This window comes from Nonlabens spongiae, assembly GCF_002117125.1.
Taxonomy (GTDB): Bacteria; Bacteroidota; Bacteroidia; order Flavobacteriales; family Flavobacteriaceae; genus Nonlabens; species Nonlabens spongiae.
The window spans coordinates 1715617-1742596 of the sequence record NZ_CP019344.1 but is presented as its reverse complement, the minus strand read 5'-3'; the positions used below and the strand labels follow the sequence as shown (position 1 = coordinate 1742596).

Genomic DNA, 26980 nt, shown 5'->3' with positions numbered 1-26980 from the left:
GCTTTGGTCATGACTTTTAAGTCTTGTGTTGGAAACTGGGATGGTTGATGTTAAGAACTAGATCTTAAAAATAATCAACTTTCGCGAAAGCGAGATAAACAACTGTCTATCCCGCTGCGTTAATACTGCTCTCCAACTTACGCATTTGTTCTAGAATATGATCTTCTTTCCAATACTCTCTTTTGAGCCTGGGAGCGATGCCTATAGCCTTAGTAAGTTCTTCATTCATGATGCGTTCTACATCATCTGCATACTCGTGGGTAGTTGCGATGCTGTCGTGTATGGAGAAGATAGGGGCGTGGGGCAATTCTTTTGATATGCGCTTTGCGATAACGTCCAGCATAAGGTAACTCTCAATGCTCTGAAGGAGTATGGCCAGATCTGCCTTATTCTTTTTCTTGACTGCGCTAAAGATTTTATAAACGGTAGGAAAGTGCTTTTTGAATTCCCTCTTTGCTGCTGCGTCTGGTTGAGATATGAAACTATTTGAAGAGAAGAATAGTTTGAGCACTTCTACTTTTACTCTGTTCCTATCTGCATATTCATAACCTAATTCCCTTGAAAACAACTCACCCAGGTATTCATAAAACCTACCTCCCGTAACCTTTTCAATATACAGGTCAATGTCAATAGCAGACTGGGATACAGGCTGATCTAATAACATAATGTAAGTAGATTGATCCTTTAATCTAATGTCTTTGATATTGACTCTATCTTCATTATCTATCTCTTTAGAGTATGATTTAGTACTGTTTACATCATCATTATCAAGAAAAGTTGACGAGCGACAATTTCTGCCCACATTTTCTGACGATTTAAAAGTGGAGATGGTCTCGCGCAATTTTCTGCCAAAATCAATCTTTAGTTCAGTTTTTGGCTTTGTTCTGCGAGTGAGTCTAAAGCAATTCACCAATAATAAAATAGCCAGATACGGCTGGCTATTTTTAATATCAATTGAAATTAGAGGCTTGCCATTGTAGGTAAGGGCATTGCGCAATATGCTAGGCATATTCGTCAGGTTAGTATGCAACCGGTAAACATTTCTGTCTTGTGCATAAGTGTAGTCTTCGTTCTTTAAACGCTCCAATACCAAAGACGAAAATTTGAATTGGTTCTCTGGTTTTTTAAACTTCTTTTCACGCTGATCGTAGTCGCGTAAATCAGGGAATTGAGTTTTTAGATTATAATTGAGATTGATATACTGCTCTGCTAGCTCTTCATTGATCTTTAAATTGCTGTTGAGCCATTTAGTAATGTAATTGAGGTGCTTAGTGTAGCCTATTCTATTATTCTCTAATTGCTTGAGTTTTCTTCTGAATGTAGGTTTAAGGGCTGTGAATGGAACTGCAACGGTATCGTATTTCCTTGTAAAGCGATACCCTTTAGAATGTTCCCCAACTATATAGTGATGATTGATCTCTATGATACCACACTCTACCAAATAATCTAGGCATGCCTTGTAGTCATTTACTACTTTTTGAAGCTTAGTAGAATGGAGCGGGATATACTCGTCATCCATGCGGTCTTTATTGTATTGCTTAGACATCAATATCAATGAACAGATGTAAGCGCATTTATCTACCGCGTTAGGTATGGAGGTGGGGTATTCTTCTTTTACTGTGAATAAGTCTAAGTTCTGTGGTAAGTATAGTTTCATGATCCTACTTTGTTTTGGTTAAGAATGCGCTCGATGTCGTTCCGGTCATAGAAAATGGTATCTCCTATACGTGTGTAGGGTAAGCGTCCCTTCTCGCGGTAATTCTGTAGCGTACCTGCTGAGATACTAAGCATTTCCCTTACTTGGGCACTCTTTAACCATTGCGTAGGTTGCTGCTGGTTGTTGAATAGTTGGCTTACGGATTGGATGATTTCTTTTTTGAAGTTTTCTAAATCATCCGTTATGATTACTTCTAGATGCATAATGTTGTGAATTAGTTTGAATGGCGCAAATCTTTATTTAAATCGTCTCTAAATTACGACAAAATGCTATATAATGAACTGATATACAGCATTATTTATTGACAAGTTTTCATCAAAATATCTTCAAATAATCAAAAGAATAGCCCTGATTCGTTGGAAACAGGGCTTTTGTTTTTGTTGAAAACTCACTAGCTGGAAAGCTGTTTTCTTTCCTTTTTCTGGTCTGCATTTAATTTGCTTCTAAGCGCGTTCATGTCATTACTCACTTTCTTATCTACAATCTTTGCATAGTGCTGCGTAGTTCTAAGGGAAGTATGACCTAACATTTTACTTACTGACTCTATAGAAACACCATTAGTCAAGGTTACGGTAGTAGCAAAGGTGTGTCGGGCTAGGTGCGTGGTTAAGTTCTTATTGATGCCACATAAGTCGGCAATTTCTTTGAGATAGGCATTGGACTTTTGATTACTCAGTACCGGTAAGAGTTTATTCTTATTACTGGAAACTGGATGATCTTTGTATTTATCAATGATCTGCAGAGGTATGTCCAGCAAGGGAATGTTAGTTTTTACCTTAGTTTTCATTCTGCTAGTATTAATCCACATACCTCCATCAATCCCTTTTACTACATGTCCTGGAGTGAGGTCTTTTACATCGGCATACGCAAACCCTGTAAAGCAACAGAAAATAAAAATATCCCTCACGACTTCTAATCGATCGGTGTGCAGTTTTTTACTGAACATGGTTGCTATTTCTTCTTGAGAAAGAAACTCTCTTTCCACAGTTTTGACCTTTACCTTGTAATTTAAAAAGGGATCTTGCTTGATCCAGCCATTTGCAATAGCTATGCGTACGATCTTTTTAAAATTCTTTATGTATTTGACCGTACTGTTATTACCACAGTTTCTTACGCTGCGTAGGTAAAAGTCAAAATCAGTAATGAACTGGTGATTTACTTTGTTTAACTGAACGTCTATAACATTGTACGTGTGCTCCATGAAATTTGATAAGTGACGGTATACAGTTTCATATCGCTCTAACGTTCCTGGTGCAAAGTCTTGACCGACTAACTTTTTTACTTGGTCGTTATGAGTCTTGAATACCTGAAGAATGGTTTTGCCTTGCATGGTTTTACCGAGGTATTTGTTTTTTAATTTTTCGGCTGTAACGATCTCACCATCTTGAATAAGTTCCTTTTGATACTCATAAATCTTCGAAGTAATGATATCGAGATAGGTGTTGAGTTCTTTGATAGAGGTATTGCGGCCTTTTGCTCGATTTGCGCTGGTATTCCACTTTTCAATTTCAATACGTCTTTTAACGCTTACTTCTTTTCTTTTCCCATCTACTGTGATTCGTAGATAAATGGGTCCTTGTCCGTTACTGTCTACTTTATTTTTCTTCAAATAAAATAGGATTCCAAATGTTCTGCTCATGTTGGTGACCTTTATTTAGTTATTAATTTACGATTTTTAGAGGACACCTAGTTGAATTCAACTTATTAAAATTCAAATGGTTATAAACAAATAGGTGACCTTTTGTAGATTGTAAAAAGGTCACCGATCAGGTCACTTGTAGAATGCGAAAGGATGTGCATTTTGGGATATGTACCAAAAGAAAAAGTCCTATAAACGTAGTGTTTACAGGACTTTTCTAATTTCTGAATGATATTCAGCGGAGAAAGAGGGATTCGAACCCCCGGAGGTGTGACCCTCGCTGGTTTTCAAGACCAGTGCATTCGACCACTCTGCCATTTCTCCATTTCGTGGAGCGCGGTTTCCCACTTTCGACCTCCCGATAGCTATCGGGACTGTCATTGCTCCATATGACCACTGCGACCCTAGTCGCAAGCGGCTGCAAATATACTTCTTTTTTTAAATTCTGCGAGTGGCGGCAAAAAAAATCTGCCTTTTCAGCAGATTTTGTAGTTCTAGCTTTGATCCATCACGCTATCGCGCGGCTGGTGGTGCTCTTTTTTGTCGGCGACTTGATGGTTGATCTTCTTTCCATGCGTCTCTTCCATATTGATAGCCTGTTCTCTTTTACTAGTTTTTTCTGGCTTTACATCTTCTTTGCTCATGATTTTTTATTTTAAATGTAGCACGCTTTCGCGAAAGTGAGACCTCCATTAACAGGCTTTAACGGATCTTTCTTAATAGGTGGTTAAGACAATATGTAGTGATTGATGACTAAGATTCTAAAAGTGATGCGAGGGCGAAAGCAACGGAACGATCTTTGCCCATTGTGATGGGTAAACCGTAACTTTGTAAATTCAATTCATCATGGGACTTCTACACAGACGCAAAAACAAGAAATTTGACTACGAGCCACGTTATTACAAATCTAGCGATGGTTCACGTCCTTTTGAAATCAAACATAAATTTGACGATCAGCGCAAGACAGTCCAGAAAACAAATTTGAAGGGTAAATTCAATAATGCCATAGACGATTTTAGACAGGGGAGTGATGCAAATGTGAGAACAAGGATTTATGTGATCATAATTGTTCTCGTCGCTTTATTTCTATGGCTTATGGATTTTGACTTAAGTATTTTTAGTGGTAGATAGGTGCATGCAAGATGTAATTAAATTATTGCCCGATCACGTGGCAAATCAGATCGCTGCTGGTGAGGTTGTACAGCGACCGGCTAGTGTGGTTAAAGAATTACTGGAAAATGCGATCGATGCGGGTGCGACAGAGATCAAACTCATCGTAAAAGATGCGGGTAAAACTTTAGTCCAGGTCATTGACAATGGTAAAGGCATGAGCATGATGGATGCGCGAATGGCCTTTGAACGTCATGCAACTTCTAAAATCCAATCGGCTGATGATCTGTTTAATTTACATACCAAAGGTTTCAGAGGAGAAGCACTAGCTTCCATTGCGGCAATTGCCCATGTGGTTTTGAAATCCAAACAACCCGATACAGATCTAGGGACTGAAATCCACATTCAAGGAAGCAAAGTAAGCTCCCAAGAACCAGCTGTAATGCAGCATGGGACAACGATAAGTGTTTCCAATTTGTTCTACAATGTCCCAGCCCGCCGTAAATTCCTGAAGTCTGACAATGTAGAGTTACGCAATATTACCGATGAATTCCATCGAGTAGCACTAGCCCATCCTAATATTACTATGCATTTTGTTCATAACAGCAACGACCTTTTTAATCTGCCCAGCGGTAACAAAAGACAGCGCATCGTTAACATCATGGGTTCTAAAACCAATGAAAAGCTTATTGCGGTAGAAGAGGAGACAGAGATTGTCACGATTTCTGGATTTATAGGTAAACCAGAGTTTGCTCGTAAAACGAAAGGGCTCCAATTTTTGTTTGTGAACGATCGTTTTATAAGACATAACTACTTACACCATGCGATTACCGCTGCTTTTGAAGGGCTTTTAAAAGATGGTGCAAACCCCAGTTATTTTTTATACCTGAAAGTGCCTAGCGATAGCGTGGACATCAATATTCACCCCACAAAAACGGAAGTGAAATTTGACGATGAGCATAGTTTGTATGCGATTATTAGAGCAAGTGTCAAGCACGCCTTAGGACAATTTCAGGTGAGCGCGATCGATTTTGAACGCGATACAGAATATGAGGTTCCTTATGATGTGGCCAGAACAGCTCCGGTAAATACGCCTAAAATAGAAGTAGACCGTAATTTCAATCCGTTCAAGAATGAACGAGTAGGAAGCGGCGATGCTGGTTTTGACGATCGACCCGCGACGCCCAGAGAACCAAAATCAATCACATCATTTCAAAGTTTCAAGAAAGACCCTGCGCCATGGGAAGCGCTTTATGCCGCAACAGATGAATCTGCGACCATTGTAGAAAGCAGCGACGAGCAAGCTTCCTTATTTGATGAGGGTCAAGAGAAGAAAGGAAATATCTTTCAATTACAACGTAAATTCATCATCAGTACCTTACAAAGCGGATTGCTGGTGGTTTATCAGAGCAGGGCTCATGAACGTGTTTTGTTTGAATATTTATTACAACAATTCAGGTCGCAAAACAGCGTAAGCCAACAGTTGCTATTTCCTATAAAATTGAACCGATCCAAAAATGAAGTTGCGATTCTAGCCCAACTTAGAAGCGATTTGGAACAAATGGGCTTTCTTTTCAAAAAGCTGGACGACAATATTATTGAAATCGAAGGCTTGCCTTTGGAACTCAAAGAAAATCACGTGGAATCCGTATTAGATGCGGTGATTGCCGGTCAGGAGGTTGAGGTGCCGGAAGAAAATACGTTTTCGCGAAAGCGTCACCTCGCCGAGATCATGTCGCGACACATGCGCATAAAAAGTGGAGAATCCATGAAAATGGAAGAAATGGAACATTTAATCAACAAACTATTCTGCTGTGAAGAACCTGGTCTTACTCCTGACGGTAAAAAGACCTTCGTGAAAATCACGGGTGAGAACTTAAATTCAAAATTCAACTAGCATGTTTGGACGATTGACACCCATGGTAAAAAACCTCATTATTCTCAATGTGGTTTTCTATGTCTGCACGGTATTTATTGCGCCAGATTTATATGACCTATTTGCCTTGTGGTTCTTTAAAAATCCGAATTTTGAACTTTGGCAGCCTATCACGCATATGTTTATGCACAGCCGGATCGATCTGAGCCATATCCTTTTTAATATGTTGTGGTTATTGATTCTGGGTAGTGATGTTGAAACCTGGATGGGGAGTAAAAAATTCCTATTCTTTTACATAGCAAGTGGTATAGGTTCATTTCTAGCCGTAGCTGGAATTAATTTTGTTGAATATGAACTTGCCATTGCAGATTTGATGCAACAAGGATACGAGCGTGCTGATATTATAAGTGCGTACAACGAGAAATTACTTGTGGCCGATAATGTGAAAGATTACTGGACGCCCATGGTAGGAGCTAGCGGTGCTATTTACGGAATTATGGCGGGATACATGTATCTCTTTGCTAACCGGACGATCCAGTTGCTTTTCATTCCTATCCCTATTAAAGTTAAATATTTGATAGGCTTCTTTATAGGTCGTGAAGTACTGGCTACTTTTAACATCATCGAGAGTACGCCTGGAGTGGCGCACTTGGCGCATTTCGGAGGAGCAGTTTTTGGTTTTGTCATGATCTGGTACTGGAAAAAAAACGATATGAACAAACACCGTCTTTATTAAATTTATGAGTTTTCTAGACGACGCAAAAAGTAAATACAACAGTTGGAACACCAGCGGTCGATTGATGGCAATAATTGCTATAACCTCGATTATAGGCTGGATCATGCAACGTTTTTACGAGCCCTTGTTTGAACAATTCATGCTGCCTGCTGGATTTGTTCCGGCCTTGTTGCAGCCGTGGTCATATATTACTCACGCATTTTTACATTCAGGATTGTTTCATCTACTGGGAAATCTTTTAGGCCTGTTTTATGCAGCTCAATTTTTCCTCAATATATTCAGAGGGCGACAGTATTTGAGTATGTTTTTTCTAGGCGTTTTGGGAGGCGGTGCTGCTTTTACCTTGGCTACGTTTCTACTACCATCCTATTTCAGTGCTGACTACGCACTGGGGGCAAGTGCAGGAGTCTTTGCGTTGATCATTTTTGTTTGCACTTATTTGCCTGAGAGTGAGATTCGATTGATCTTTTTCAATATTAAGCTCAAATATGTAGGCTATGCTTTCCTCGCAATCAATTTGTTTGCACTGACTTCACGTTTTGAAGCTGGTTCCGGTCTAGGTCACCTCGCCGGTATGGTCGTTGGGTATTATGCAGCGATTAGAATGAAAGACGGTATCGATATCCTTGAACCCGTAGCAAATGTGGGTGATTTTTTTGCCAATCTTTTTCAGTCGTCATCTACAACTTCCAGTACATCGCGCAGCCGCAGATCAAGCTCAAGGAAGAGTAGCTCACGCATGAAAACCGTGTATCGCAATAGCAAAACTAAAACTGCTGGTAAGGCTACTAAAACATCCAGAGCTGCAGCGCCTAATCAAGCCGATATCGATAAGATTTTAGACAAAATTTCTGCGAGTGGGTACGATAGTCTTTCCAAAGATGAAAAAGATACGCTGTTCAAAGCAGGTAAGGATTAGCCCCTGACCGTGATTCACCATTTATGAGCGATAATACACCACCCATTTTTTCAGACCGTAGCCTTCGTATAGGTACTAAGATTGTAGCGATTTATTCTTTATTTATCATCGCTACCGCTTTAGTCCCGCTGCTGTTTGACCCAGTGAGTGAAAATGCGCTCATGCCGCAAAACCTTTACAACCCGATCTACTTTAGCGCGGCGGTGCACCTGCTCATTTTTATCGCTACCCTCATTTCCATTCTGCAGAAACGGTATTCTTGGATCTTGACTGGAACTTGTATTGCGGTTGTGATTTTGCTAAGGATTTTCTATCAAGATATCGCGATCTGGGTCTGGAGCTGGTAGGATTTTGAAGGTTACGCTTTCGCGAAAGCGTAATAAATAACAGACTCATCATCTCCTTCTAAACCCCTCAACAGTTCAAGCCTTCATCAAAAAAAAATCCAATAAGACCTAGTCTCAAACTTGAGGCTCTACCGCTATTTCTACTCACAAGATGAAATAATCTTGAACTTATTTATAATTAACGCAATACCCGAGAAATAAGAGTACTTTTGCAGCCGCTAAGAAGCACGATTTATGAAAGATATAAGAAATATCGCAATCATCGCCCACGTAGACCACGGTAAGACTACGCTGGTAGATAAAATTTTACACCATTGCGAGATCTTCCGTGAGAACGAAAACACGGGCGAGCTCATTCTTGACAATAATGACATCGAGCGTGAACGCGGGATTACCATTCTGGCAAAAAACGTTTCAGTAAATTATAAAGGAACAAAGATCAACATCATCGACACTCCTGGTCACGCCGATTTTGGTGGAGAAGTAGAACGCGTTCTCAATATGGCAGACGGTGTTCTGTTACTTGTGGATGCCTTTGAAGGTCCTATGCCGCAGACTCGTTTTGTATTGCAAAAAGCTGTGGATCTAGGTTTGAAACCTTGTGTGGTAGTCAATAAAGTTGATAAAGAAAACTGTACTCCAGAAGAAGTCCACGAGTCCGTATTTGACCTCATGTTTGAACTGGGTGCCGAAGAATGGCAGCTGGATTTTCCTACCGTTTACGGGAGTGCAAAAAACAACTGGATGAGTGAGGACTGGCAGCAGGAAACTGAAAACATCGAGCCGCTTCTAGACATGGTGATTGAGCATGTGCCAGCACCTAAGGTTGAAGAAGGAACGACTCAGTTGCTTATTACTTCGCTTGACTTTTCAAACTACACCGGACGTATCGCTATAGGTCGTGTGAAAAGAGGTTCCATAAAAGAAAACCAGCAGGTAACGCTTTGTAAGCGTAACGGAGACCAACAAAAAACTCGCGTTAAAGAAGTTTATGTATTTGACGGGATGGGTCGTGCCAAAGTCTCAGAAGTACACGCTGGAGATATTTGCGCTCTAGTAGGACTTGAAGGTTTTGAAATAGGCGACAGCGTAGCCGATTTTGAAAATCCAGAGCCTATGGAGACTATTGCTATCGACGAGCCTACCATGAGTATGTTGTTTACGATAAATGATTCACCGTTTTTTGGAAAAGATGGTAAATATGTAACATCTAGAAATATTAAGGATCGCTTGACAAAAGAGCTTGAAAAAAACCTAGCGCTTCAAGTACACGACACCGATAGTGCTGATAAATTCATGGTATTCGGTCGTGGGGTATTGCACCTTTCGGTTTTGATAGAAACCATGCGTCGTGAAGGTTATGAATTGCAGATAGGTCAGCCACAGGTTATAATCAAGGAAATAGATGGTGTGAAGTGTGAGCCTGTAGAAGAATTGACTATCGATCTTCCAGAAAGCGTGAGTGGTAAGGCTGTGGAAATGGTGACCATGCGTAAAGGTGAGATGACCAGTATGAGTCCTAAGGGGGACCGCATGCTGTGCGAGTTCAAAATTCCATCGCGAGGTATCATAGGGTTGCGTAATCAATTAATTACTGCTACTGCAGGTGAGGCGATCATGAACCATAGATTTGTAGGTTTTGAGCCCTTCAAAGGTGATATTCCGGGACGTATCAACGGGTCTTTAATCTCTATGGAAAAAGGAACTGCGATTCCTTATTCTATGGATAAAATGCAAGATCGTGGTAAGTTTTTTATCGAGCCGGGTGAAGAAATCTATACCGGTCAGGTAGTAGGAGAAAATTCAAGACCAGACGATCTTGTTTTGAACCTGACTAAAACAAAGAAGCTTTCAAACGTACGTAGTGCTGGAGCTGATGATAAAGTAAAGATCGCACCACCAGTGAAATTTACTCTTGAAGAAGCGCTTGAATACATTCAAAAGGATGAATACGTTGAGGTAACGCCTAATCACTTAAGATTACGTAAAATCTATCTTGACGAAAATGAGCGCAAGAGAAAAGCAAAAGAAATGGGTTAATTCTCCTGTTTATCTTTAAATTATAAAGCCAGCAGATTGATTCAATTTGCTGGTTTTTTTATACGTACTTTTTAAGCTTAAGTTTGTTGCTTCGTACATGGTTTCTGTAACACAATACACACCCGATTTGAAAGATGCATGGAACAATTTTGTTTCCAAGTGCTGCAATGCTTCTTTTATGCATCAGCGAGATTTTATGGAGTATCACTCAGATCGTTTTGAGGATTACAGCCTGTTAGTTTATAATCATGGTGATCTCATTGCCTGTATCCCAGCTCATAAAAAGGGTCGAGAGTTCTGCTCTCATGGTGGGTTAACTTATGGTGGTCTATTAATGGAGTCCTATGATTCAAAACGTTTTAGAGAGGTTCTAGACGCGACTATCTCGTATCTAGATACAAATCAAATTAATCAAATAGAAATTAACCTACCGCCCTTGAGTTATGATATATCTATTGTAGAAATGGAGGTGCAACTTGAAAATTCTGGCTTTGAGCTGTCGCGTTCCTTATGCAGTATGGGGATGAATTTGCAAGATGAGATCCTAATATCAGGGAAAAAATCTGCGGGTTATCGCAATGGTACTTTTAATACCCTCTCTTACGCTCAAAGTGAAGATTTAGCGAGTTATTGGCATTCGGTGCTTATTCCATCGCTTCAGGCAAGGCATGATTCAACACCGGTTCATTCGCTAGATGAGATTACCCTACTTAAATCTCGATTCCCGAAAAATATAATTCTGAAAACGGTACGTTTTGAAGAAGAGGTTGTAGCTGGATCACTTTTTTTCCTGGATCGAGAAGTTGTCAAAAATCAATACGCAGCCAGTACTCCTACAGGATTTCAGTTACGTGCAATGGATTACTTAAATCAGGAATCCTTCAAGGATTTTAAGAATAAGGGATTTAAATTTTTTGATTTTGGCACCACACATTTACCAGACGGAAGTATAAATACAGGATTAAAACGTTATAAGTCTGAGCTCGGAGCAAAAGAATCTCAAATGAATAGATGGGTTTTAAAGTTAAGAGTTGATAATCACGCTTTCGCGAAAGCGTAACTAAAAAAATAACTTTTGAAATTCACAAAACGCTCGTTTCATTTCTCAATCATATCCATAATCTTGATGGTCGTATTTTTGATTCTAAGTACGGTCCAGCGCACAAAAGATAATACGGCAATGAATGACGTTACTGCGTTTCTCATAACCTTTTTCATGATTACAGTCCTGACTGGATTTGTATTTGCCCTGCTCAGCATTAGGGACGGTCATAGTACTAAGAAGGCGTTTGCTTTTATCGTAAACGTTGTACTATTCTTATTTTTAGGTTTCTACGTGCTACAGAATCTTGTTGCGATATAAATCGTAAATGCAATACCTTGCAATAGCGATAGACTCATCACATTGTACTGAGAAATAATACTTGAAACGCCTACTCACCAGACTGAATAAAAATCTTTTGCTCAAAGTAGCTGGCTATAATTCTATTCATGTAGGTATTCGTATCGTGATAGGGCTGTTCATGACTCAAATCATCTCACGATTTGTAGGCGCTGCTGGCATGGCTGTCATGGGAAATTTGAGAGATTTTACTCAAGGCGTATGTCGGTTTGCCGTTTTAGGGTTGGATAACGGTCTCGTAAAAAATGCTGCAGAACTAAAAGGCTCCCGCGATAGATTGAAAAAGACTTTCAATACCGCCTGGTGCCTGTCTTTAGTCGCTTCCATTTTAATAGGGGCATTCTGTGCTGTTTATGCATCATGGTTGGATGATACGCTTATCGCGAGTGAAGTTTCTTACGATGGGGTTTTTAGAATTCTGGGTATTTCCCTCCCTTTTCATGCGGTATTCATAATCTTAAGCAGTTTGATGCAGGGTAATGAGTGGTATCGCCGGTTTATTACTCTTAACATTTGCGCTAGTCTTGCATTATTTGCGGTATCTGCTTATTTGATTTACAACTATAATTTGCTCGGTGCGCTTTACGGAATGGTCGTCGTTCCTTTCATTCAATCGCTTTTGGCCATAGGTTTCTGGCTCAAACAGGACCATCAGGAATCACTCCGTTTAACCCAAATTTTCAATATTGACTTTGATGCTTTAATAGCAAAGCCATTGCTGAAGTACAGTATTATGGCTCTAGCGAGTGCAGTAATGTTGCCGGCGGCCTATATTTTCATTCGCAAACAGGTCATGCTTGAAGTAAGCGATGAAGCTGCTGGCTGGTGGGAAGCAGTGAGTAGAATCTCAAACTACTACATGATGTTTGTTACTTCACTCATAGGTTTATATGTTTTGCCCAGTTTGAGCAAAGACAGTAGCATCAGAAATTATCGCTCTACAATTACACATTTTTACAAGAATATTTTGCCCATCGTAATTTTAGGTTTGGTCAGCATATTCTTATGCAAGGAACTTATCATTCAATTACTTTTTACCGCAGAATTCTCTGGAGCTGTTCCGTTATTCAAATGGCAGCTAGCAGGCGATTTAATTAAAATCGTCACCACAGTGATGGCCTTTAGATTCATCGCTCAGAACCAACTCAAAAAATACCTCATTGCTGAAATAGCCAGCGTAGGTTTTTTCGTGATCATTAGCTATTTAATCATCCCCATTTATCAAGAAGAAGGCGTCGTAATCGCTTATTTTCTGAACTATGTGTTTTATGTTTTGGTGTTGATTTCGCTATTGCGAAAGGAGCTCTTTTCCAAAATCTCGATAGAATAATTCTTTCCAGATAGAGTCTCCTTGTAGTGATTTTGCGTTTCTGAGAAAATAAAAAATTAAGCTCTAAGCTCTAAGCTCTAAGCTCTAAGCTCTAAGCTCTAAGCTCCAAGCTCCAAGCTCCAAATTCCAAGCTCCAAGTTCCAAAGTTGAATCAGTAATACGCAAATTCATAGTTCAAATTCTACAGCATGTAACTTATTACTCTAATCTACAAATCCTGAAGCCTCACATCCCGCATCCCGCATACCTATTTATCAAAAAACTTGCACAGAACCTTCTTGAAATGCATCTTTGCTGTAGTTCATTCTTTTATTGAGTTATAAAGAAAGGTGGAGAGATTAGACTCTATGATACCTTGGCAACCCTGATCTATCAGAAGGTGCCTCATTCTACCGTGTTTAAAATGCGGCCAGATAACGACTAAGATTCTTTTGACTTAATAATTACGGATAACGGTTCAATTCATTTAAACCGACGAAAAGTCTATGAATAAAATATCTATAACCGAAGCGATTAAAGAACGCATCCTCGTTCTTGATGGGGCCATGGGAACCATGCTGCAGAAATACAATTTTCAAGAAGAGGATTTTAGAGGAGATCGGTTTAAGCATCATTCTAGTGATGTGAAGGGAAACAATGACCTGCTCTCCATAACACAGCCTGAGGCCATCGCTCAAGTCCACGCCGATTATTTTGCCGCAGGTGCTGATATTGTAGAAACTAACACTTTCTCAGCCACAACCATAGCCATGGCAGACTATGAGATGGAATTTCTTGTAGATGAGCTGAACGAAGAAAGTGCCAAAATCGCCAAAAAAGTCGCTGATGAATTCACCTCAAAAGAGCCGCACAAGCCGCGATATGTTGCTGGTTCCATCGGACCAACTAATAAAACCGCAAGCATGTCTCCCGATGTCAATGATCCTGGTTTCAGGGCGATTACATTTGAAGAGTTACGTGTGGCCTATAAGCAGCAAGCTGCTGCATTAGTGAGAGGTGGTGTAGATGTATTGCTGGTAGAAACCGTTTTTGATACGCTTAATGCAAAAGCAGCACTTTTTGCTATTGAGGAACTCCAAGAAGAGTTAGGGATAGATATTCCGGTTATGGTCAGCGGTACAATAACGGATGCTTCAGGAAGAACCCTGAGTGGTCAGACCGCAGAAGCCTTTTTAATCTCCATAGAGCATCTACCGTTACTAAGCGTAGGATTTAATTGCGCGCTGGGAGCAAAACAACTCACACCTTATTTAGAGTCTGTAAGTAATAAATCCATTTACGGAATTAGCGCGCACCCTAATGCGGGATTGCCTAATGCTTTTGGCGAATATGATGAGACCCCTGAGCAAATGGCAGCTCAAATAAAAACCTACCTCGATAAGTCCTTGGTGAATATTATAGGCGGCTGTTGTGGCACGTCACCAGATCATATTAGGGCGATCGCAGAGCTCGCAAAGAATTACACGCCTAGAACTATTCCTGCACAAAACAAGTTAGCGCATGTCTAAAACTGATTGTCGACCATTAAAATTAAGCGGTCTTGAACCGCTCGTCATCACGCCAGAGAGCAATTTTGTCAACGTAGGTGAGCGTACAAACGTCGCCGGTTCCAGAAAGTTTTTAAGACTCATCAAAGAAGAAAAATTTGATGAAGCTCTTGAGATTGCGAGAGATCAAGTAGAAAACGGAGCGCAGATCATCGATATCAATATGGATGACGGTCTCATCGATGGGAAATCTGCAATGGTAAAATTTCTGAACCTAATCGCTGCCGAGCCTGATATCTCAAGGGTCCCTATCATGATCGACAGTTCTAAATGGGAAATCATTGAGGCTGGCCTTCAGGTAGTCCAGGGAAAATGCGTCGTAAATTCAATCAGCCTTAAAGAAGGTGAGGAAGAATTTATTAAACAAGCTAAAGCCATAAAACGTTATGGAGCAGCCGTGATCGTCATGGCATTTGATGAGGTAGGACAAGCCGATACATATGATCGCAGAATTGAAATTGCAAAACGCAGCTATGAAATCCTTGTCAAAAAAGTAAAGTTTCCACCAGAGGACATCATTTTTGACCTCAATATTTTTCCAGTAGCGACTGGAATGGAGGAGCACAAACTCAATGCCATTGACTTTATCGAAGGAACTCGCTGGGTGCGTAACAATTTGCCGTACGCAAGTGTCAGCGGTGGAGTAAGTAATGTGAGTTTTAGTTTCAGGGGAAACAATACAGTGCGTGAGGCCATGCACAGCTCATTTTTATACCATGCGATAAATGCCGGTATGAATATGGGGATAGTAAATCCAGCTCTGCTTGAGGTTTATGATGATATCGATAGAGAACTGTTGGAGTACGTGGAAGACGTACTGCTCAACCGTCGCGATGATGCGACAGAACGATTGCTCGATTATGCAGAAAGTGTTACACAAACCACCAAAGCCTCTACAAAGGACGATTCCTGGCGAGAGGATTCACTGCAAGAGCGCATCACGAGATCGCTAGTAAAGGGGATCGATGGCTTTATCATTGAAGATGTGGAAGAGGCGCGGCAGTCGGTCAGTAGGCCCATTGAGGTAATTGAAGGGCACTTGATGACTGGTATGAATGTCGTGGGAGACCTTTTCGGGAGTGGAAAAATGTTTTTGCCTCAAGTGGTAAAAAGTGCTCGTGTCATGAAAAAGGCGGTGGCATATTTGCTGCCATTTATTGAAGAGGAGAAAGACGGTGCAAAGTCTTCAAACGGTAAGGTTTTGATGGCCACCGTTAAAGGCGATGTTCACGACATCGGTAAGAATATTGTTTCCGTGGTGCTGGCGTGTAACAATTACGAGATCATCGATCTGGGTGTGATGGTTCCACCAGAGAAAATTCTTGATGCAGCCATTGAAAATGATGTGGACATAATCGGTTTGAGTGGTTTGATAACTCCATCGCTCGATGAAATGGTTTTCCTGGCAAAAGAGATGCAGCGACGCGACTTCAAAGTGCCGCTAATGATAGGCGGAGCGACGACTTCTCGTGCGCATACCGCTGTAAAAATCGATCCGGAATATGACTGCACGGTAGTCCATGTAAATGACGCGAGTAGAGCGGTTACGATTGCTGGTGCCGTTATTGAGAAGGAAGATGGTAGTCATGACGCTTTCGCGAAAGCGAAAAAAGAAGAATACGCAAAACTAAGAACCGATTTCCTAGGTCGATCAAAAAAGAAGGAATACCTGAGCATCGAGGAAGCACGAAAGAATCCGTGGACCACCGATTGGGAAAATTATCACCCGATAAAACCTAACAAACTGGGTGTTTTTGAATTCAATGATGTTGAGATCAAGGATCTGGTGGATTACATCGATTGGTCGCCATTTTTTAGAAGCTGGGATCTACACGGGAGATATCCACTCATTTTGACTGATGAGGTAGTGGGAGAGCAAGCAAAAGAACTTTTTGCCGATGCGCAGGAAATGCTGCGAATAATCATTGAAGAAAATTGGCTAGAGGCCCGTGCAATCTACGGGTTGTTCCCAGCCCAAAATGCAGGAGATGATATCAACGTAGATCACGAAGGCGGTTTTACGTTCAGAACATTACGCCAGCAAAGCAAAAAAGCCAAGGGCAAGCCCAATATTGCTCTTTCAGACTTTATCGCCCCTGAGAATAGCGGCGTTCAAGATTATATCGGTGCGTTTTGCGTGAGTACAGGTTTTGGAGTCGCAGAAAAGGCAGCTCAATTTGAAAAAGATCACGACGACTATAACAGCATTATGTTAAAAGCGCTCGCTGATCGACTGGCAGAGGCTTATTCGGAATATCTGCACCTCAAAGTTAGAAAGGAATTCTGGGGTTACGCGGGCGATGAGCACCTTGATAATGATGCGTTGATTAAGGAAGAATACAAAGGGATTCGACCTGCGCCCGGTTATCCTGCCTGTCCAGATCATTTAGAGAAACAGACGATTTGGGAAATGCTGGGTGTTAAGGAAAAAATCAATGTACGCTTGACAGAAAGTCTCGCGATGTGGCCAGCGGCAAGTGTTTCTGGATATTATATCGCGCATCCAGAAGCACGGTATTTTGGACTGGGGAAGATTAAGGAAGATCAGGTGCAGGATTATGCAGAGCGCAAAGGAATTACCTATCAAGAAGCAGAACGCTGGCTCAATCCTAACATCGCCGACTAACCCAAAACCCAACTCGCAAAAATCACTATGAGAATAACGGATCACCTAAAGAAAGCTGACAAACCACTTTTTAGCTTTGAGATCATACCACCTGTTAAAGGGAAATCCATCAAGGAACTTTATGACAATATCGACCCTTTGATGGAGTTCAAACCACCATTTATTGATGTTACGACCTCGCGAGAAGAGTTCATCTACATTGAAAAGGAAAATGGCCTGCTGGAAAAACGACTTACCAGAATGCGTCCCGGTACACTTGGGATTTGTGCCTCCATACAGAATAAATATGGAATAGACACAGTTCCCCACATACTTTGTGGCGGATTCACAAAACAAGAAACCGAATATCTGCTGGTGGATTGTATGTACTTGGGAATCGATAATGTGATGGCTTTGCGAGGCGATGCGCGTAAAGAGGAAAAAAGATTTTCAAAGACTGAGGAAGGTCATGAATTTGCCATCGATCTCGTGAAGCAAATTCAGGCTCAGAACAAGGGTAAATATCTGCACGAGGTGATTGAAATTTCTTGCGATGTGGACTTTTGCATAGGTGTTGCCGGCTATCCAGAAAAGCATGAGGAATCTCCCAGTTTGAAAAGTGACCTGAAAAGACTTAAAGAAAAGGTAGATGCCGGCGCCGATTATGTGGTGACCCAAATGTTTTTTGACAACAATAAATTCTTTGAATTTGTAGAAGCGGCTCGAGCGATGGATATCAATGTGCCTATCATTCCAGGTATCAAGCCCATTGCTACAAAAAAGCACTTAAATATTCTGCCACAAACTTTCCATCTGGACTTACCTCAGGAGCTTGTGGATGCGGTGGAATCGTGCAAAAACAATAAGGAAGTACGTCAAGTAGGCGTGGAGTTTGCCGTTCAGCAAAGCAAAGAACTTCTAGAATATGGTGTTCCCGTGCTGCATTTCTATAGCATGGGTAAAAGTGACAACATCGAGGCTGTGGCGCGGGAGTTGTTTTGATTAAAGTTGTACCTCAAGATATCAGTTTGAGTGATTTTCTTCAGCTTTGCAAGAGAAAATTGTACCGAGAACCGTTGATGATCGAGAATTTCAATACTTCTCGATATAAATTTCATTTCTCCTACCGTCAAAATGAAATTCACTCGAAGTGACACTTTCGTAACGACAAATGACCACGATTTGGTTCAAAAATTATTTCAGTCTTTAGTCGAAGAAATTAGATTTTGAACTCTTTGAAGTTTTGATTTGGCTTAGTTTAGCGTCCCATGAACAGAATTTATGTTTGGGTTGTTGTGGTTCTCGCTTTCGCGAAAGCGGTATCAGCACAAAATACCGAAGAACTACCATCCATCTTCACAGTAGACGCATCGCTCATGCATGGTACGATTCTCGAGCATAATCCAGACATTGCCCATTTAATCACCGATCATCCTAAAGGGGTTTTGTTGAGCTATAATCAGAAGACTTTCGGTGAAGAAGAGTGGCAAGCCAGGTATGGTTATCCAGACTGGGGAATAAGCGTCGCGTATCAGGACATGAAAAACTTTTTCTTGGGGGAGGCGTATAGTGCCTACGCGCATTTCAACTTTTATTTTTTAAAGCGCAATCTTCAATTTAGAATAGGGCAGGGTTTGGGTTATATGACCAAACCTTTTGACGCGGTTGATAATCCCAGAAACAATGCCTACGGAACTCGATTTACCAGTTCTACGTTTCTTCTCGCTAATTACAGAAAGGAGAACATTTACCATGGACTTGGGTTCCAAGCGGGATTTAACATTATCCATTATTCTAATGCCAATATGAGGGCTCCGAATAACTCGACTAACACTTGGTTTTTCAACGCTGGCTTGAATTATACATTTAATCATGAGAATATTCCTGAATTTAAGATTTGGGAAAAAAAAGCGTATTCTGAACCTATTCACTTTAATCTGGTGGGAAGATTAGGTTTTAATGAAAGTGACTTTAGAGGAAGTGGTCAGTACCCTTTTTACGATTTTTCTTTTTACGCAGATAAACGCATCAACATTAAAAGCAGCTTGCAATTGGGAACTGAAGTGTTTTTTGCCGAGTTTTTAAAAGAGTATCGGGATTACCTAGCAAACAGCTTTCCTGAAGAAGGGTTAACAGGTGATGAAAATTATCAACGTGTGAGTGTTTTTGTAGGACATGAACTGCATTTAGGCAAAACCAGCCTGCTGACTCAATTGGGTTACTACTTGTATTGGCCTATAGATTTTGAAACCAGAATTTATAACAGAATAGGTTTGCAGCGTCGTATAACCGATAAGATTTTTGCCTCACTCACAGTACATTCTCATGGAGCTGCTGCCGAAGGCGTAAGTCTGGGCGTGGGTTATCGATTTAAAGGCTTTAAATTATGAGGATGTCCGGTTTAAAAGATTTTCGATATTTGATGGTGATCCTTGTTTTGGTCGGATTTAATGCTTGCGATTCAGAAGACGGGCTGAATTGTACTCAAGCCGCTGGGGATCAGGTTTCCGTTGAATTTGATGTAGATTTTTTTGATAAGGTAACCGTATTAGAACGCACTGGTCTGGTGGTAAAACAAGATGATGTTCAAAAAGTAGTTATGAAAACCGGAGAAAACCTTGTTAATGACATCGAGATTACGGTTGAAGACGAGCGTCTCATGATACTCAATGATAATGGCTGTAACGTAGTACGGGATTATGGTCTTACGGTAGTTGAAATCACCGTTCCTGACCTAAAAGAAATCAGATCCAGTACGGGACTTGACGTTATTTCAGATGGAGTTCTAACTTTTGAAGATCTAACGCTGGTTTCAAACGATGGTCCAGAAGAGGACTTTTACCATTCTTCTGGAAACTTTAGGCTCCAGCTGGACGTAGGTAATTTAATCATCAATACCAACAAACTCTCCAATTTCTATTTATCGGGTACGGTTGAAAATGCGTTTCTAAATTGGGATCAAGGCGATGGCCGATTACTCGCTGAAGAACTTATTATTCAAAATGCTACGATCTTACACCGTGGAACTAACGAGTGGCGCATGGACGTAAAACAAAACATCTCCGGAACCATAAGTGGTTACGGAGATGTTATTCTTAAATCTCAACCTGCGTTCATCAATGTTGATGAGACGTGGAGGGGGAGATTGATTGTTGAGGAGTAAATTACAATTTATGAATTATCTGAAAATTCCTCAGCACAGGCTATTGGCTCATAGCTAAAAGCTAATAGCACCTAATAATCCCCACCATCAAGATTCTTGGCATTCTTCACCTTTTGCTTAGTCAAAGCTAATTCTAAAACATTGCTCATATCGCTTACGTAATGGAAAGTCAATCCTTTTAGGTATTCCTGCTTAATCTCATCGATGTCGCGCTTGTTTTGATCACAAAGTAGAATTTCCTTAATCTTGGCGCGCTTAGCTGCAAGTATTTTTTCCTTAATCCCACCAACCGGTAAAACTTTACCACGCAATGTGATTTCTCCCGTCATGGCGATGCTCTTTTTTACTTTCCGCTGAGTAAATAAACTCACAAGCGAAGTCAGCATCGTGACACCAGCACTAGGTCCATCTTTAGGAGTTGCTCCCTCTGGGACGTGGATGTGCACATTATATTTTGCAAAAATATCTGGATTGATGCCCAGCACATCAGCATTAGACTTGATGTATTCCATCGCGATCGTGGCACTTTCCTTCATCACCTTTCCTAGGTTACCGGTAATAGTGAGATTGCCTTTGCCTTTACTGAGCGTGGATTCTATAAATAAGATATCACCACCTACTTTAGTCCAGGCAAGGCCGGTCACCACTCCGGCAACATCGTTATTTTCATACTTGTCGCGCTCAAGTTTGGGAGCTCCCAGAACTTCTACGATCGTATCGCTATTTACTTTAAGATCATATTCTTCCTCCATGGCGATGCTTTTTGCAGCGTAACGTACCATTTTGGCAATTTGCTTGTCCAGCGCTCGCACACCACTCTCTCGAGTATAGCCTTCGACAATTTTTTCAATTTGAGGCTTGCCTAATTTCAGGTGCGACTTATCAAGACCGTGCTCTTTCAATTGTTTTGGAAGTAGGTGGCGTTTACCGATCTCGACTTTCTCCTCAATCGTGTAACCGGTAACATTGATGATCTCCATACGATCACGTAAAGCAGGTTGAATGGTCTGCAAACTATTACAAGTTGCCACAAACATCACTTTACTCAAATCAAACCCCATTTCAAGGAAGTTGTCGTAAAAAGCATTATTTTGCTCTGGATCCAGTACTTCCAGCATTGCGCTGCTGGGATCACCATTATGAGAGCTGCTTAATTTATCAATCTCATCCAATACAAAAACGGGATTCGATGTTTTAGCTTTTTTAATACTCTGTATGATACGACCCGGCATTGCTCCTATATAGGTTTTTCTATGCCCTCTGATTTCTGCCTCGTCACGTAAACCACCTAGCGAAATACGCACATACTCACGACCCAAAGCTTCTGCAATAGATTTACCAAGAGAGGTTTTACCCACACCAGGAGGTCCATAAAGACATAAAATAGGAGATTTCATATCATTACGCAGTTTCAGAACAGCGAGGTATTCGATAATTCTCTTTTTCACTTCGTCAAGACCATAATGGTCCCGATCTAAAATGCGCATAGCGCGTTTCAAGTCAAAATTATCTTTTGAAAACTCATTCCATGGAAGGTCCAGAAATAAATCCAGATAGTTACGCTGGATGGAATACTCTGCGACCTGTGGATTCATGCGTTGCATCTTTGAGAGCTCTTTCTCAAAATGCTCTTTGACCTTGTCGTCCCATTTCTTCTTTTTGGCACGCTGGCGCATTTCATCCAGCTCCTCGTGCGAACTCACACCACCACCCAGTTCTTCTTGAATGGTTTTCATTTGCTGGTGCAAGAAATACTCACGTTGCTGCTTATTGATATCAGTTTGGACACGGGACTGGATATCATTTTTGAGCTCAAGTTTCTGCAACTCGATGTTCATGAAACGCAACGTTTCCAAAGCTCGCTCCTTAAGGTCGCTTATCTGCAATAACTTTTGCTTGTCGGCAACCTGAAGATTCATGTTTGACGATACAAAATTCACTAGGAATGAGTTGGACTCAATATTCTTGATCGCAAAAGATGCCTCCGTCGGGATATTGGGACTGTGCTTGATGATCTCAAGCGATAGGTCCTTGATTTTTTCAATGATCGCGTTGAACTCGGCATTATCCATTTCAGGACGTTGCTCTGGAATGTCGATCGCTTTGGCTCGTAGATAAGGCTCTTCACTCACGATCTCACCTAGCTGAAAACGCTTCTTACCCTGAATAATCACCGTTGTGTTACCATCAGGCATTTTGAAGACTTTAAGAATACGCGCCACGACACCTACATCGTGCAGGTCTTTGTGGTCAGGATCCTCAACCTCTTCATCTTTTTGAGCAACGACACCTATCACGTTTTTGGCAGAATTTGCCTCACGCAGTAATTTGATGGATTTATCGCGCCCAGCGGTGATGGGAATCACAACACCAGGGAAAAGTACCATGTTACGCAACGGTAAAATAGGTAGAGAATCTGGAACACTCTCGGCATTCATCTCCTCCTCGTCCTCGCTGCTCAATAATGGTATGAATTCAGCATCCTGCTCAAATTCTTGAAGTGACAAGTTGTCTAGTTTTAATTTCTTTGAATCAAACATATAATTTCGATTAGCCAGAGTGTCAGTCACTCGGTGGCTTTTTAAATTAGTATTTATTAGGTTGCGGTGGATTGTGGTTTGCACGCTTTCGCGAAAGCATAACTATATCAATCATCATTCTGAAAATCAGCGTTTTGTAAAAGGAAAATATCCTCTTGCATTTCAGGAATCGCATACCGCGACCTGAAAATTTTCAAATTTCTTGCCATGCTGGTGTAACAACATGGATATATACGCATCTTTATGTCGTAACACTAACCGAGTGACGCTTACTGAAACTGAAATACAGCTTTATGATCTGTGCGAGCAGGGAGATCGCAAATCCCAGATGGCGGTTTATGACCAATATTGTAAGGGGATGTATCACGTGGCGCTGCGCATCGTACAAGATGAGGGCGAGGCAGAAGACATCATGCAGGAAAGTATGATTACCGCCTTTCAGAAAATGTCACAGTGGAACCGTAGGGCAACCTTCGGCGCCTGGCTTAAACGCATCGTAGTGAACAACAGTTTGAACCACTTAAGGAAACATAGGAAGATGCAAAAGGTAGATTATGATAGCGTTTCCTATGAGATGGAAGCTGTTCCAGACCAGCAAATCGACATGGAGAGCGCTGGAATGACTGCTAAAAAAGTCCTTGAAATCATGAAAGCCATGAACGATAGGTACAGAGAAGTGTTGACCCTGAGTTTGATTGAGGGTATGGATAATGAAGAGATCAGCGAGATTTTAGGTATTTCAAATGGTGCCTGCCGCACGACGATCTCAAGAGCAAAAGATAGTTTAAGACAAAAATTGCAAGCGATATGAAAGAATTAGAGAAGTGGTTTGCAGAACAAGATTTTGATACAGAACAAATGCCTAGCGGGCACAGAAACCGTTTTTTGGAAAAACTGGAGGCCGCCTGTGAAGAGCAGAATACAGATTCAAAAATAATAGCTGACAAACCAGAAGAAGGGAAGGTAATTTCCATGACAAGCTTGTTCAAATGGGGACTGGTTGCTGGGCTGGCGATACTTGTTGGACTGGGAGGCTTTAATTATGCTCAAAACCTAAAAGATTTTGATCAAGGTCTTGAAGATGTTTCACCAGAAATGGCGCAGACCCAAGATTTTTTTACCAGCACCATAACCTATGAGCTGGAGCAACTTAACAAGCAACAGTCTCCTGAAACCGAGCTGATCATTGCAGATACTAAGCAGATTCTCAAAAAACTAGAGGATGATTACCAGAAGATCCAAAAGGATTTCAAGGCTAATAGTGACAACAAAACTGTTATCGCAGCGATGATTGCTAACTTTCAAAGTAGGATCGATGTGCTCCAAAAAGCGCAACAACAGATTGAACAACTCAAAATGCTAAAAGAAAATAGAAATGAAGAATTTATATAAGATACTGGCACTTTTACTTTTGGTGCCTGCTTTGAACTTAGCGGGAAACGGCAGAGGCAAGTATACCAAAAGCAAAAAACTATCCAAGCAATATTCCCTCAATGCAGATGGAATGGTGAAGATCAGTAACAGCTTTGGTAATGTTACTATCACCACCTGGGATCAACCACAGGTAACTTTTGAAATCGTGGTTGAGGTTAATGGTGATGATGAATCTCGAGTAGAAAAACAGCTCAAGGACATCGATGTACGTTTTACTAGCTCAAGTGAAATGGTAGAGGCCAGAACCTTTAATGGTGAAAACAGTGGTGACGATGATTTCAGTTTCTGGGATTTGTTCAAAAGCAATAACAACCGCGGCTATAATGGGAAAGTGAAGATCGATTATGTGGTTAAAATGCCGATTACCGCTTCTCTAGACTTAAGCAATGATTATGGCGCTGTTATCATCGATAAATTAGAAGGACGTGCAGATATAAGCTGCGATTACGGTAGACTGGATATTGGCCAACTTATGGCTCGAGAGAATGAACTGAGTTTTGACTACACGCGTAACTCACACATTGATTATATGAAGTCTGGAATTATCAGAGCAGATTTTAGTGACTTTGATCTCTATGATTGTGAGCAGCTGGAGTTTAAAGGTGACTACACAAAAGCTCGACTTCACAAAACTGAGAGGCTTAACTACAAGGCAGACTTTGGAACTGTAGAAACTGAAGAAAGTATCAGTGTGGTAGGGCGCGCAGATTATACGACCAGCAGACTGGGTGTGGTACTGGAAAAACTGGATATAACAGCGGATTTCGGAACATTAAAAGTTAGGGAATTGGGTAAAAATATCAAGTCCGTTAACGTACGGTCAGACTATACTGGAATAGACTTGATTTACCATCGAGATGCAAGCTTTAGGTTTGATATAGATACCGAGTTTGCAGGGATCAATACTTCTGGCGATGCAGAAATAACAAATTCCTCAAAAGATCATACAGAAAAAAGCATTTCAGGTTATGTGGGACGATCTAGTAGTTCTGGAATGATAAAGATCAAAAGCGAATTTGGAAGCGTATCACTAAAAAGAAACTAATTTTAATAAACCTAAAACTATAGAATCATGAAAAAAGTACTCACATTAATCTTAATAATATCAAGTTGTCATATCGCAAGCGCCCAATGGTGGGGAAGCGGTAAACGCGTTAAAGGAAACGGTGATGTCATTACAAAAACCTTTGAAACCAGCGATTATGATTTCGTTTCGGTTAATAACAGTCTTGATGTTGAACTGGTAGATGGATCAGAAGGTTCAATAAAGGTAGAGGCAGAATCTAACATCATGGAGCACCTTGAGATAGAAACTAAAGGAGGCAAACTCATAGTAGGTGTAAAAAAGGGAATTAATATCAGCACTCGTAAAGGAATAAAGGTCACCGTGCCAGTAGAGAAAATAAGTGGTGTGAGCCTTGCGGGAAGCGGTGACATTTACAGCGATATGGTTTTGCGCAACAGTAAATTCAAGTTATCACTTGCCGGTAGCGGAGATATCAATTTGCATACAGAATCTGAAACGCTCAACGTTTCCCTCGCGGGCAGTGGAGATATTAAACTAAAAGGCCGTACTGAAAATCTTGATGCGAGTCTGGCCGGCAGTGGTGATATTGAAGCCTTTGGCATGAAGGCAAATAACGTAGAGGCAAGCATCGCAGGTAGTGGTGATGTTTCAGTCTACTGCAATGGTGGCAACATGAAGGCCAGTATTGCCGGCTCAGGCGATCTACGCTATAAAGGATCCACCAGCAGTATGAAGAAATCCGTTATTGGCAGTGGCGATATATCTAAGATGTAGACTGCCTAAAGTCTTTACATAAGCAATCCCTTTTATCTATGAGATGGAAGGGATTTTTTTATTTTAAGCTTTCGCGAAAGCGTAACTATTAAAACCTATTGTAGCAAATGATCAAACAAACAGAAGATTTCGTAAAGGCCACCCTTAAAAATGCAGAAAGTGGACACGACTGGTTCCACATAGACCGGGTTAGAAAAAATGCGCTATCCATTGCTGCCCATTTTAAACAAGCAGACAAAATAGTTGTTGAATTAGGTGCTTTATTACATGATATTGCTGATAGCAAGTTTCACAATGGAGATGAAACTATAGGTCCCAAAATAACTTCAGAATATTTAGAAGCATTGACGATCACTGATGCTCAAAAGTCAGGTATTGTCCATATTGTGAAGCATATCTCATTTAAAGGAGGTCATGATGAGGACAGAGAGAAAACACTTGAGTTACAAATTGTTCAAGATGCAGATCGACTCGATGCCATGGGAGCGATAGGAATTGCACGCACTTTCAATTATGGTGGTTTCAAAAACAATAAAATTTACGATCCAGAAGTGCCGCCACAATTATATATGACTAAAGAAGAATACAAAAATGGCGTAGCTCCTACAATCAATCATTTTTATGAAAAGCTATTATTGCTGAAGGATCTCATGAATACAACACCTGGTCGTTTAAAGGCCCAACAACGTCATAATTTCATGTTACAATTTCTAGATCAGTTTTATGTAGAATGGAATGCTGAATAATCTGATCAAACAGTGTTTTCATTTAATG

At 40.8% G+C, this 26980-nt stretch carries 24 protein-coding genes, 1 tRNA gene and 1 riboswitch; of the genes, 19 read left to right on the top strand and 6 right to left on the bottom strand.

The window, feature by feature from the left end; all coding sequences use genetic code 11:
* Positions 1–106: 106 nt before the first annotated feature.
* From BST97_RS07970 to BST97_RS15960, 5 genes are all read right to left on the bottom strand, one after another.
* Positions 107–1657: a hypothetical protein gene (locus tag BST97_RS07970; RefSeq protein ID WP_085766739.1), complete on the bottom strand. Its 1551-nt coding sequence runs from the start codon at positions 1655–1657 to the stop codon at positions 107–109.
* Positions 1654–1920, bottom strand: a complete 267-nt coding sequence (locus BST97_RS07965) for a helix-turn-helix domain-containing protein (protein WP_085766738.1) — start codon at positions 1918–1920, stop codon at positions 1654–1656. Before BST97_RS07965 ends, BST97_RS07970 begins: the two co-directional genes overlap by 4 nt.
* 188 nt (positions 1921–2108) lie before the next feature.
* Positions 2109–3356: a site-specific integrase gene (locus BST97_RS07960; protein ID WP_085766737.1), complete on the bottom strand. Its 1248-nt coding sequence runs from the start codon at positions 3354–3356 to the stop codon at positions 2109–2111.
* 239 nt (positions 3357–3595) lie between these two features.
* Positions 3596–3680: transfer RNA gene (locus tag BST97_RS07955), tRNA-Ser, on the bottom strand.
* Positions 3681–3850: 170 nt separating this feature from the next.
* Positions 3851–4000 (bottom strand): hypothetical protein, encoded by a 150-nt coding sequence (locus tag BST97_RS15960; RefSeq protein ID WP_169711553.1) that lies wholly within the window; start codon positions 3998–4000, stop codon positions 3851–3853.
* 202 nt (positions 4001–4202) lie between these two features.
* On the opposite strand from BST97_RS15960, the gene BST97_RS07950 reads away from it, so the two are divergent.
* The 14 genes from BST97_RS07950 to BST97_RS07885 all read left to right on the top strand — a co-directional run bounded on the left by BST97_RS07950 (position 4203) and on the right by BST97_RS07885 (position 20431).
* Entirely contained in the window at positions 4203–4487 is a 285-nt protein-coding gene (locus BST97_RS07950; RefSeq protein ID WP_085766736.1) for a riboflavin synthase subunit beta, read from the top strand.
* A 4-nt stretch (positions 4488–4491) separates the two neighbouring features.
* Positions 4492–6363, top strand: a complete 1872-nt coding sequence (gene mutL, locus BST97_RS07945) for a DNA mismatch repair endonuclease MutL (protein WP_085766735.1) — start codon at positions 4492–4494, stop codon at positions 6361–6363.
* A 1-nt stretch (position 6364) separates the two neighbouring features.
* Positions 6365–7078 (top strand): rhomboid family intramembrane serine protease, encoded by a 714-nt coding sequence (locus tag BST97_RS07940; protein ID WP_085766734.1) that lies wholly within the window; start codon positions 6365–6367, stop codon positions 7076–7078.
* 4 nt (positions 7079–7082) lie between these two features.
* Positions 7083–7997, top strand: coding sequence for a rhomboid family intramembrane serine protease (locus BST97_RS07935; RefSeq protein ID WP_085766733.1), 915 nt, complete (start codon positions 7083–7085; stop codon positions 7995–7997).
* 23 nt (positions 7998–8020) lie between these two features.
* Positions 8021–8344: a hypothetical protein gene (locus tag BST97_RS07930; RefSeq protein WP_085766732.1), complete on the top strand. Its 324-nt coding sequence runs from the start codon at positions 8021–8023 to the stop codon at positions 8342–8344.
* 234 nt (positions 8345–8578) lie between these two features.
* Entirely contained in the window at positions 8579–10384 is a 1806-nt protein-coding gene (gene typA / locus BST97_RS07925) for a translational GTPase TypA (protein ID WP_085766731.1), read from the top strand.
* Between the two features lie 97 nt (positions 10385–10481).
* Positions 10482–11444 (top strand): GNAT family N-acetyltransferase, encoded by a 963-nt coding sequence (locus tag BST97_RS07920; protein ID WP_085766730.1) that lies wholly within the window; start codon positions 10482–10484, stop codon positions 11442–11444.
* A 15-nt stretch (positions 11445–11459) separates the two neighbouring features.
* Entirely contained in the window at positions 11460–11747 is a 288-nt protein-coding gene (locus tag BST97_RS07915; protein WP_157111540.1) for a hypothetical protein, read from the top strand.
* Between the two features lie 61 nt (positions 11748–11808).
* Positions 11809–13116 carry an O-antigen translocase gene (locus BST97_RS07910; RefSeq protein ID WP_085766728.1) on the top strand — a complete coding sequence of 436 codons (1308 nt, stop codon included), beginning with the start codon at positions 11809–11811 and terminating at the stop codon, positions 13114–13116.
* Positions 13117–13430: 314 nt separating this feature from the next.
* Positions 13431–13536: riboswitch (SAM riboswitch) on the top strand.
* A 65-nt stretch (positions 13537–13601) separates the two neighbouring features.
* On the top strand, positions 13602–14624 hold the full coding sequence (locus BST97_RS07905; RefSeq protein WP_085766727.1) for a homocysteine S-methyltransferase family protein: 1023 nt from the start codon (positions 13602–13604) through the stop codon (positions 14622–14624).
* Positions 14617–17289 carry a methionine synthase gene (gene metH, locus BST97_RS07900; RefSeq protein WP_085766726.1) on the top strand — a complete coding sequence of 891 codons (2673 nt, stop codon included), beginning with the start codon at positions 14617–14619 and terminating at the stop codon, positions 17287–17289. Before BST97_RS07905 ends, metH begins: the two co-directional genes overlap by 8 nt.
* Before the next feature lie 27 nt (positions 17290–17316).
* Positions 17317–18270 carry a methylenetetrahydrofolate reductase [NAD(P)H] gene (gene metF, locus BST97_RS07895; RefSeq protein WP_085766725.1) on the top strand — a complete coding sequence of 318 codons (954 nt, stop codon included), beginning with the start codon at positions 17317–17319 and terminating at the stop codon, positions 18268–18270.
* Between the two features lie 266 nt (positions 18271–18536).
* Positions 18537–19658, top strand: coding sequence for an acyloxyacyl hydrolase (locus tag BST97_RS07890; RefSeq protein WP_085766724.1), 1122 nt, complete (start codon positions 18537–18539; stop codon positions 19656–19658).
* Positions 19659–19660: 2 nt separating this feature from the next.
* Complete coding sequence (locus BST97_RS07885) at positions 19661–20431, top strand: head GIN domain-containing protein (RefSeq protein WP_245833504.1); 771 nt, start codon at positions 19661–19663, stop codon at positions 20429–20431.
* 71 nt (positions 20432–20502) lie between these two features.
* On the opposite strand, the gene lon is transcribed toward BST97_RS07885, so the two are convergent.
* A complete protein-coding gene (gene lon, locus BST97_RS07880; protein WP_085768196.1) occupies positions 20503–22971 on the bottom strand; it encodes an endopeptidase La in 2469 nt (822 codons plus the stop codon).
* Between the two features lie 223 nt (positions 22972–23194).
* Here lon and BST97_RS07875 point away from each other — a divergent pair, with 223 nt between their 5' ends.
* The 5 genes from BST97_RS07875 (at position 23195) to BST97_RS07855 (ending at position 26952) form a co-directional block, all read left to right on the top strand.
* A complete protein-coding gene (locus BST97_RS07875) occupies positions 23195–23782 on the top strand; it encodes an RNA polymerase sigma factor (RefSeq protein ID WP_157111538.1) in 588 nt (195 codons plus the stop codon).
* On the top strand, positions 23779–24363 hold the full coding sequence (locus tag BST97_RS07870) for a hypothetical protein (RefSeq protein WP_085766722.1): 585 nt from the start codon (positions 23779–23781) through the stop codon (positions 24361–24363). Before BST97_RS07875 ends, BST97_RS07870 begins: the two co-directional genes overlap by 4 nt.
* A complete protein-coding gene (locus BST97_RS07865) occupies positions 24347–25450 on the top strand; it encodes a hypothetical protein (protein WP_085766721.1) in 1104 nt (367 codons plus the stop codon). Before BST97_RS07870 ends, BST97_RS07865 begins: the two co-directional genes overlap by 17 nt.
* Before the next feature lie 27 nt (positions 25451–25477).
* On the top strand, positions 25478–26206 hold the full coding sequence (locus BST97_RS07860; RefSeq protein ID WP_085766720.1) for a head GIN domain-containing protein: 729 nt from the start codon (positions 25478–25480) through the stop codon (positions 26204–26206).
* Positions 26207–26313: 107 nt separating this feature from the next.
* Positions 26314–26952 (top strand): HD domain-containing protein, encoded by a 639-nt coding sequence (locus BST97_RS07855; protein ID WP_085766719.1) that lies wholly within the window; start codon positions 26314–26316, stop codon positions 26950–26952.
* Positions 26953–26980 lie beyond the last annotated feature (28 nt).

Excerpts from the sequence above, each read along its gene's own strand:
- BST97_RS07865 (WP_085766721.1), top strand. The coding sequence starts at position 24,347 with ATGAAGAATTTATATAAGATACTGGCACTTTTACTTTTGGTGCCTGCT.
- lon (WP_085768196.1), bottom strand. The coding sequence starts at position 22,971 with ATGTTTGATTCAAAGAAATTAAAACTAGACAACTTGTCACTTCAAGAA.
- BST97_RS07920 (WP_085766730.1), top strand. The coding sequence starts at position 10,482 with ATGGTTTCTGTAACACAATACACACCCGATTTGAAAGATGCATGGAAC.
- BST97_RS07890 (WP_085766724.1), top strand. The coding sequence starts at position 18,537 with ATGAACAGAATTTATGTTTGGGTTGTTGTGGTTCTCGCTTTCGCGAAA.
- mutL (WP_085766735.1), top strand. The coding sequence starts at position 4,492 with ATGCAAGATGTAATTAAATTATTGCCCGATCACGTGGCAAATCAGATC.
- BST97_RS07855 (WP_085766719.1), top strand. The coding sequence starts at position 26,314 with ATGATCAAACAAACAGAAGATTTCGTAAAGGCCACCCTTAAAAATGCA.
- BST97_RS07875 (WP_157111538.1), top strand. The coding sequence starts at position 23,195 with ATGGATATATACGCATCTTTATGTCGTAACACTAACCGAGTGACGCTT.
- BST97_RS07870 (WP_085766722.1), top strand. The coding sequence starts at position 23,779 with ATGAAAGAATTAGAGAAGTGGTTTGCAGAACAAGATTTTGATACAGAA.
- metH (WP_085766726.1), top strand. The coding sequence starts at position 14,617 with ATGTCTAAAACTGATTGTCGACCATTAAAATTAAGCGGTCTTGAACCG.
- BST97_RS07860 (WP_085766720.1), top strand. The coding sequence starts at position 25,478 with ATGAAAAAAGTACTCACATTAATCTTAATAATATCAAGTTGTCATATC.
- BST97_RS07970 (WP_085766739.1), bottom strand. The coding sequence starts at position 1,657 with ATGAAACTATACTTACCACAGAACTTAGACTTATTCACAGTAAAAGAA.
- BST97_RS07935 (WP_085766733.1), top strand. The coding sequence starts at position 7,083 with ATGAGTTTTCTAGACGACGCAAAAAGTAAATACAACAGTTGGAACACC.
- BST97_RS07940 (WP_085766734.1), top strand. The coding sequence starts at position 6,365 with ATGTTTGGACGATTGACACCCATGGTAAAAAACCTCATTATTCTCAAT.
- BST97_RS07950 (WP_085766736.1), top strand. The coding sequence starts at position 4,203 with ATGGGACTTCTACACAGACGCAAAAACAAGAAATTTGACTACGAGCCA.
- metF (WP_085766725.1), top strand. The coding sequence starts at position 17,317 with ATGAGAATAACGGATCACCTAAAGAAAGCTGACAAACCACTTTTTAGC.
- typA (WP_085766731.1), top strand. The coding sequence starts at position 8,579 with ATGAAAGATATAAGAAATATCGCAATCATCGCCCACGTAGACCACGGT.
- BST97_RS07905 (WP_085766727.1), top strand. The coding sequence starts at position 13,602 with ATGAATAAAATATCTATAACCGAAGCGATTAAAGAACGCATCCTCGTT.
- BST97_RS07965 (WP_085766738.1), bottom strand. The coding sequence starts at position 1,920 with ATGCATCTAGAAGTAATCATAACGGATGATTTAGAAAACTTCAAAAAA.
- BST97_RS07960 (WP_085766737.1), bottom strand. The coding sequence starts at position 3,356 with ATGAGCAGAACATTTGGAATCCTATTTTATTTGAAGAAAAATAAAGTA.
- BST97_RS07930 (WP_085766732.1), top strand. The coding sequence starts at position 8,021 with ATGAGCGATAATACACCACCCATTTTTTCAGACCGTAGCCTTCGTATA.
- BST97_RS07885 (WP_245833504.1), top strand. The coding sequence starts at position 19,661 with ATGTCCGGTTTAAAAGATTTTCGATATTTGATGGTGATCCTTGTTTTG.
- BST97_RS15960 (WP_169711553.1), bottom strand. The coding sequence starts at position 4,000 with ATGAGCAAAGAAGATGTAAAGCCAGAAAAAACTAGTAAAAGAGAACAG.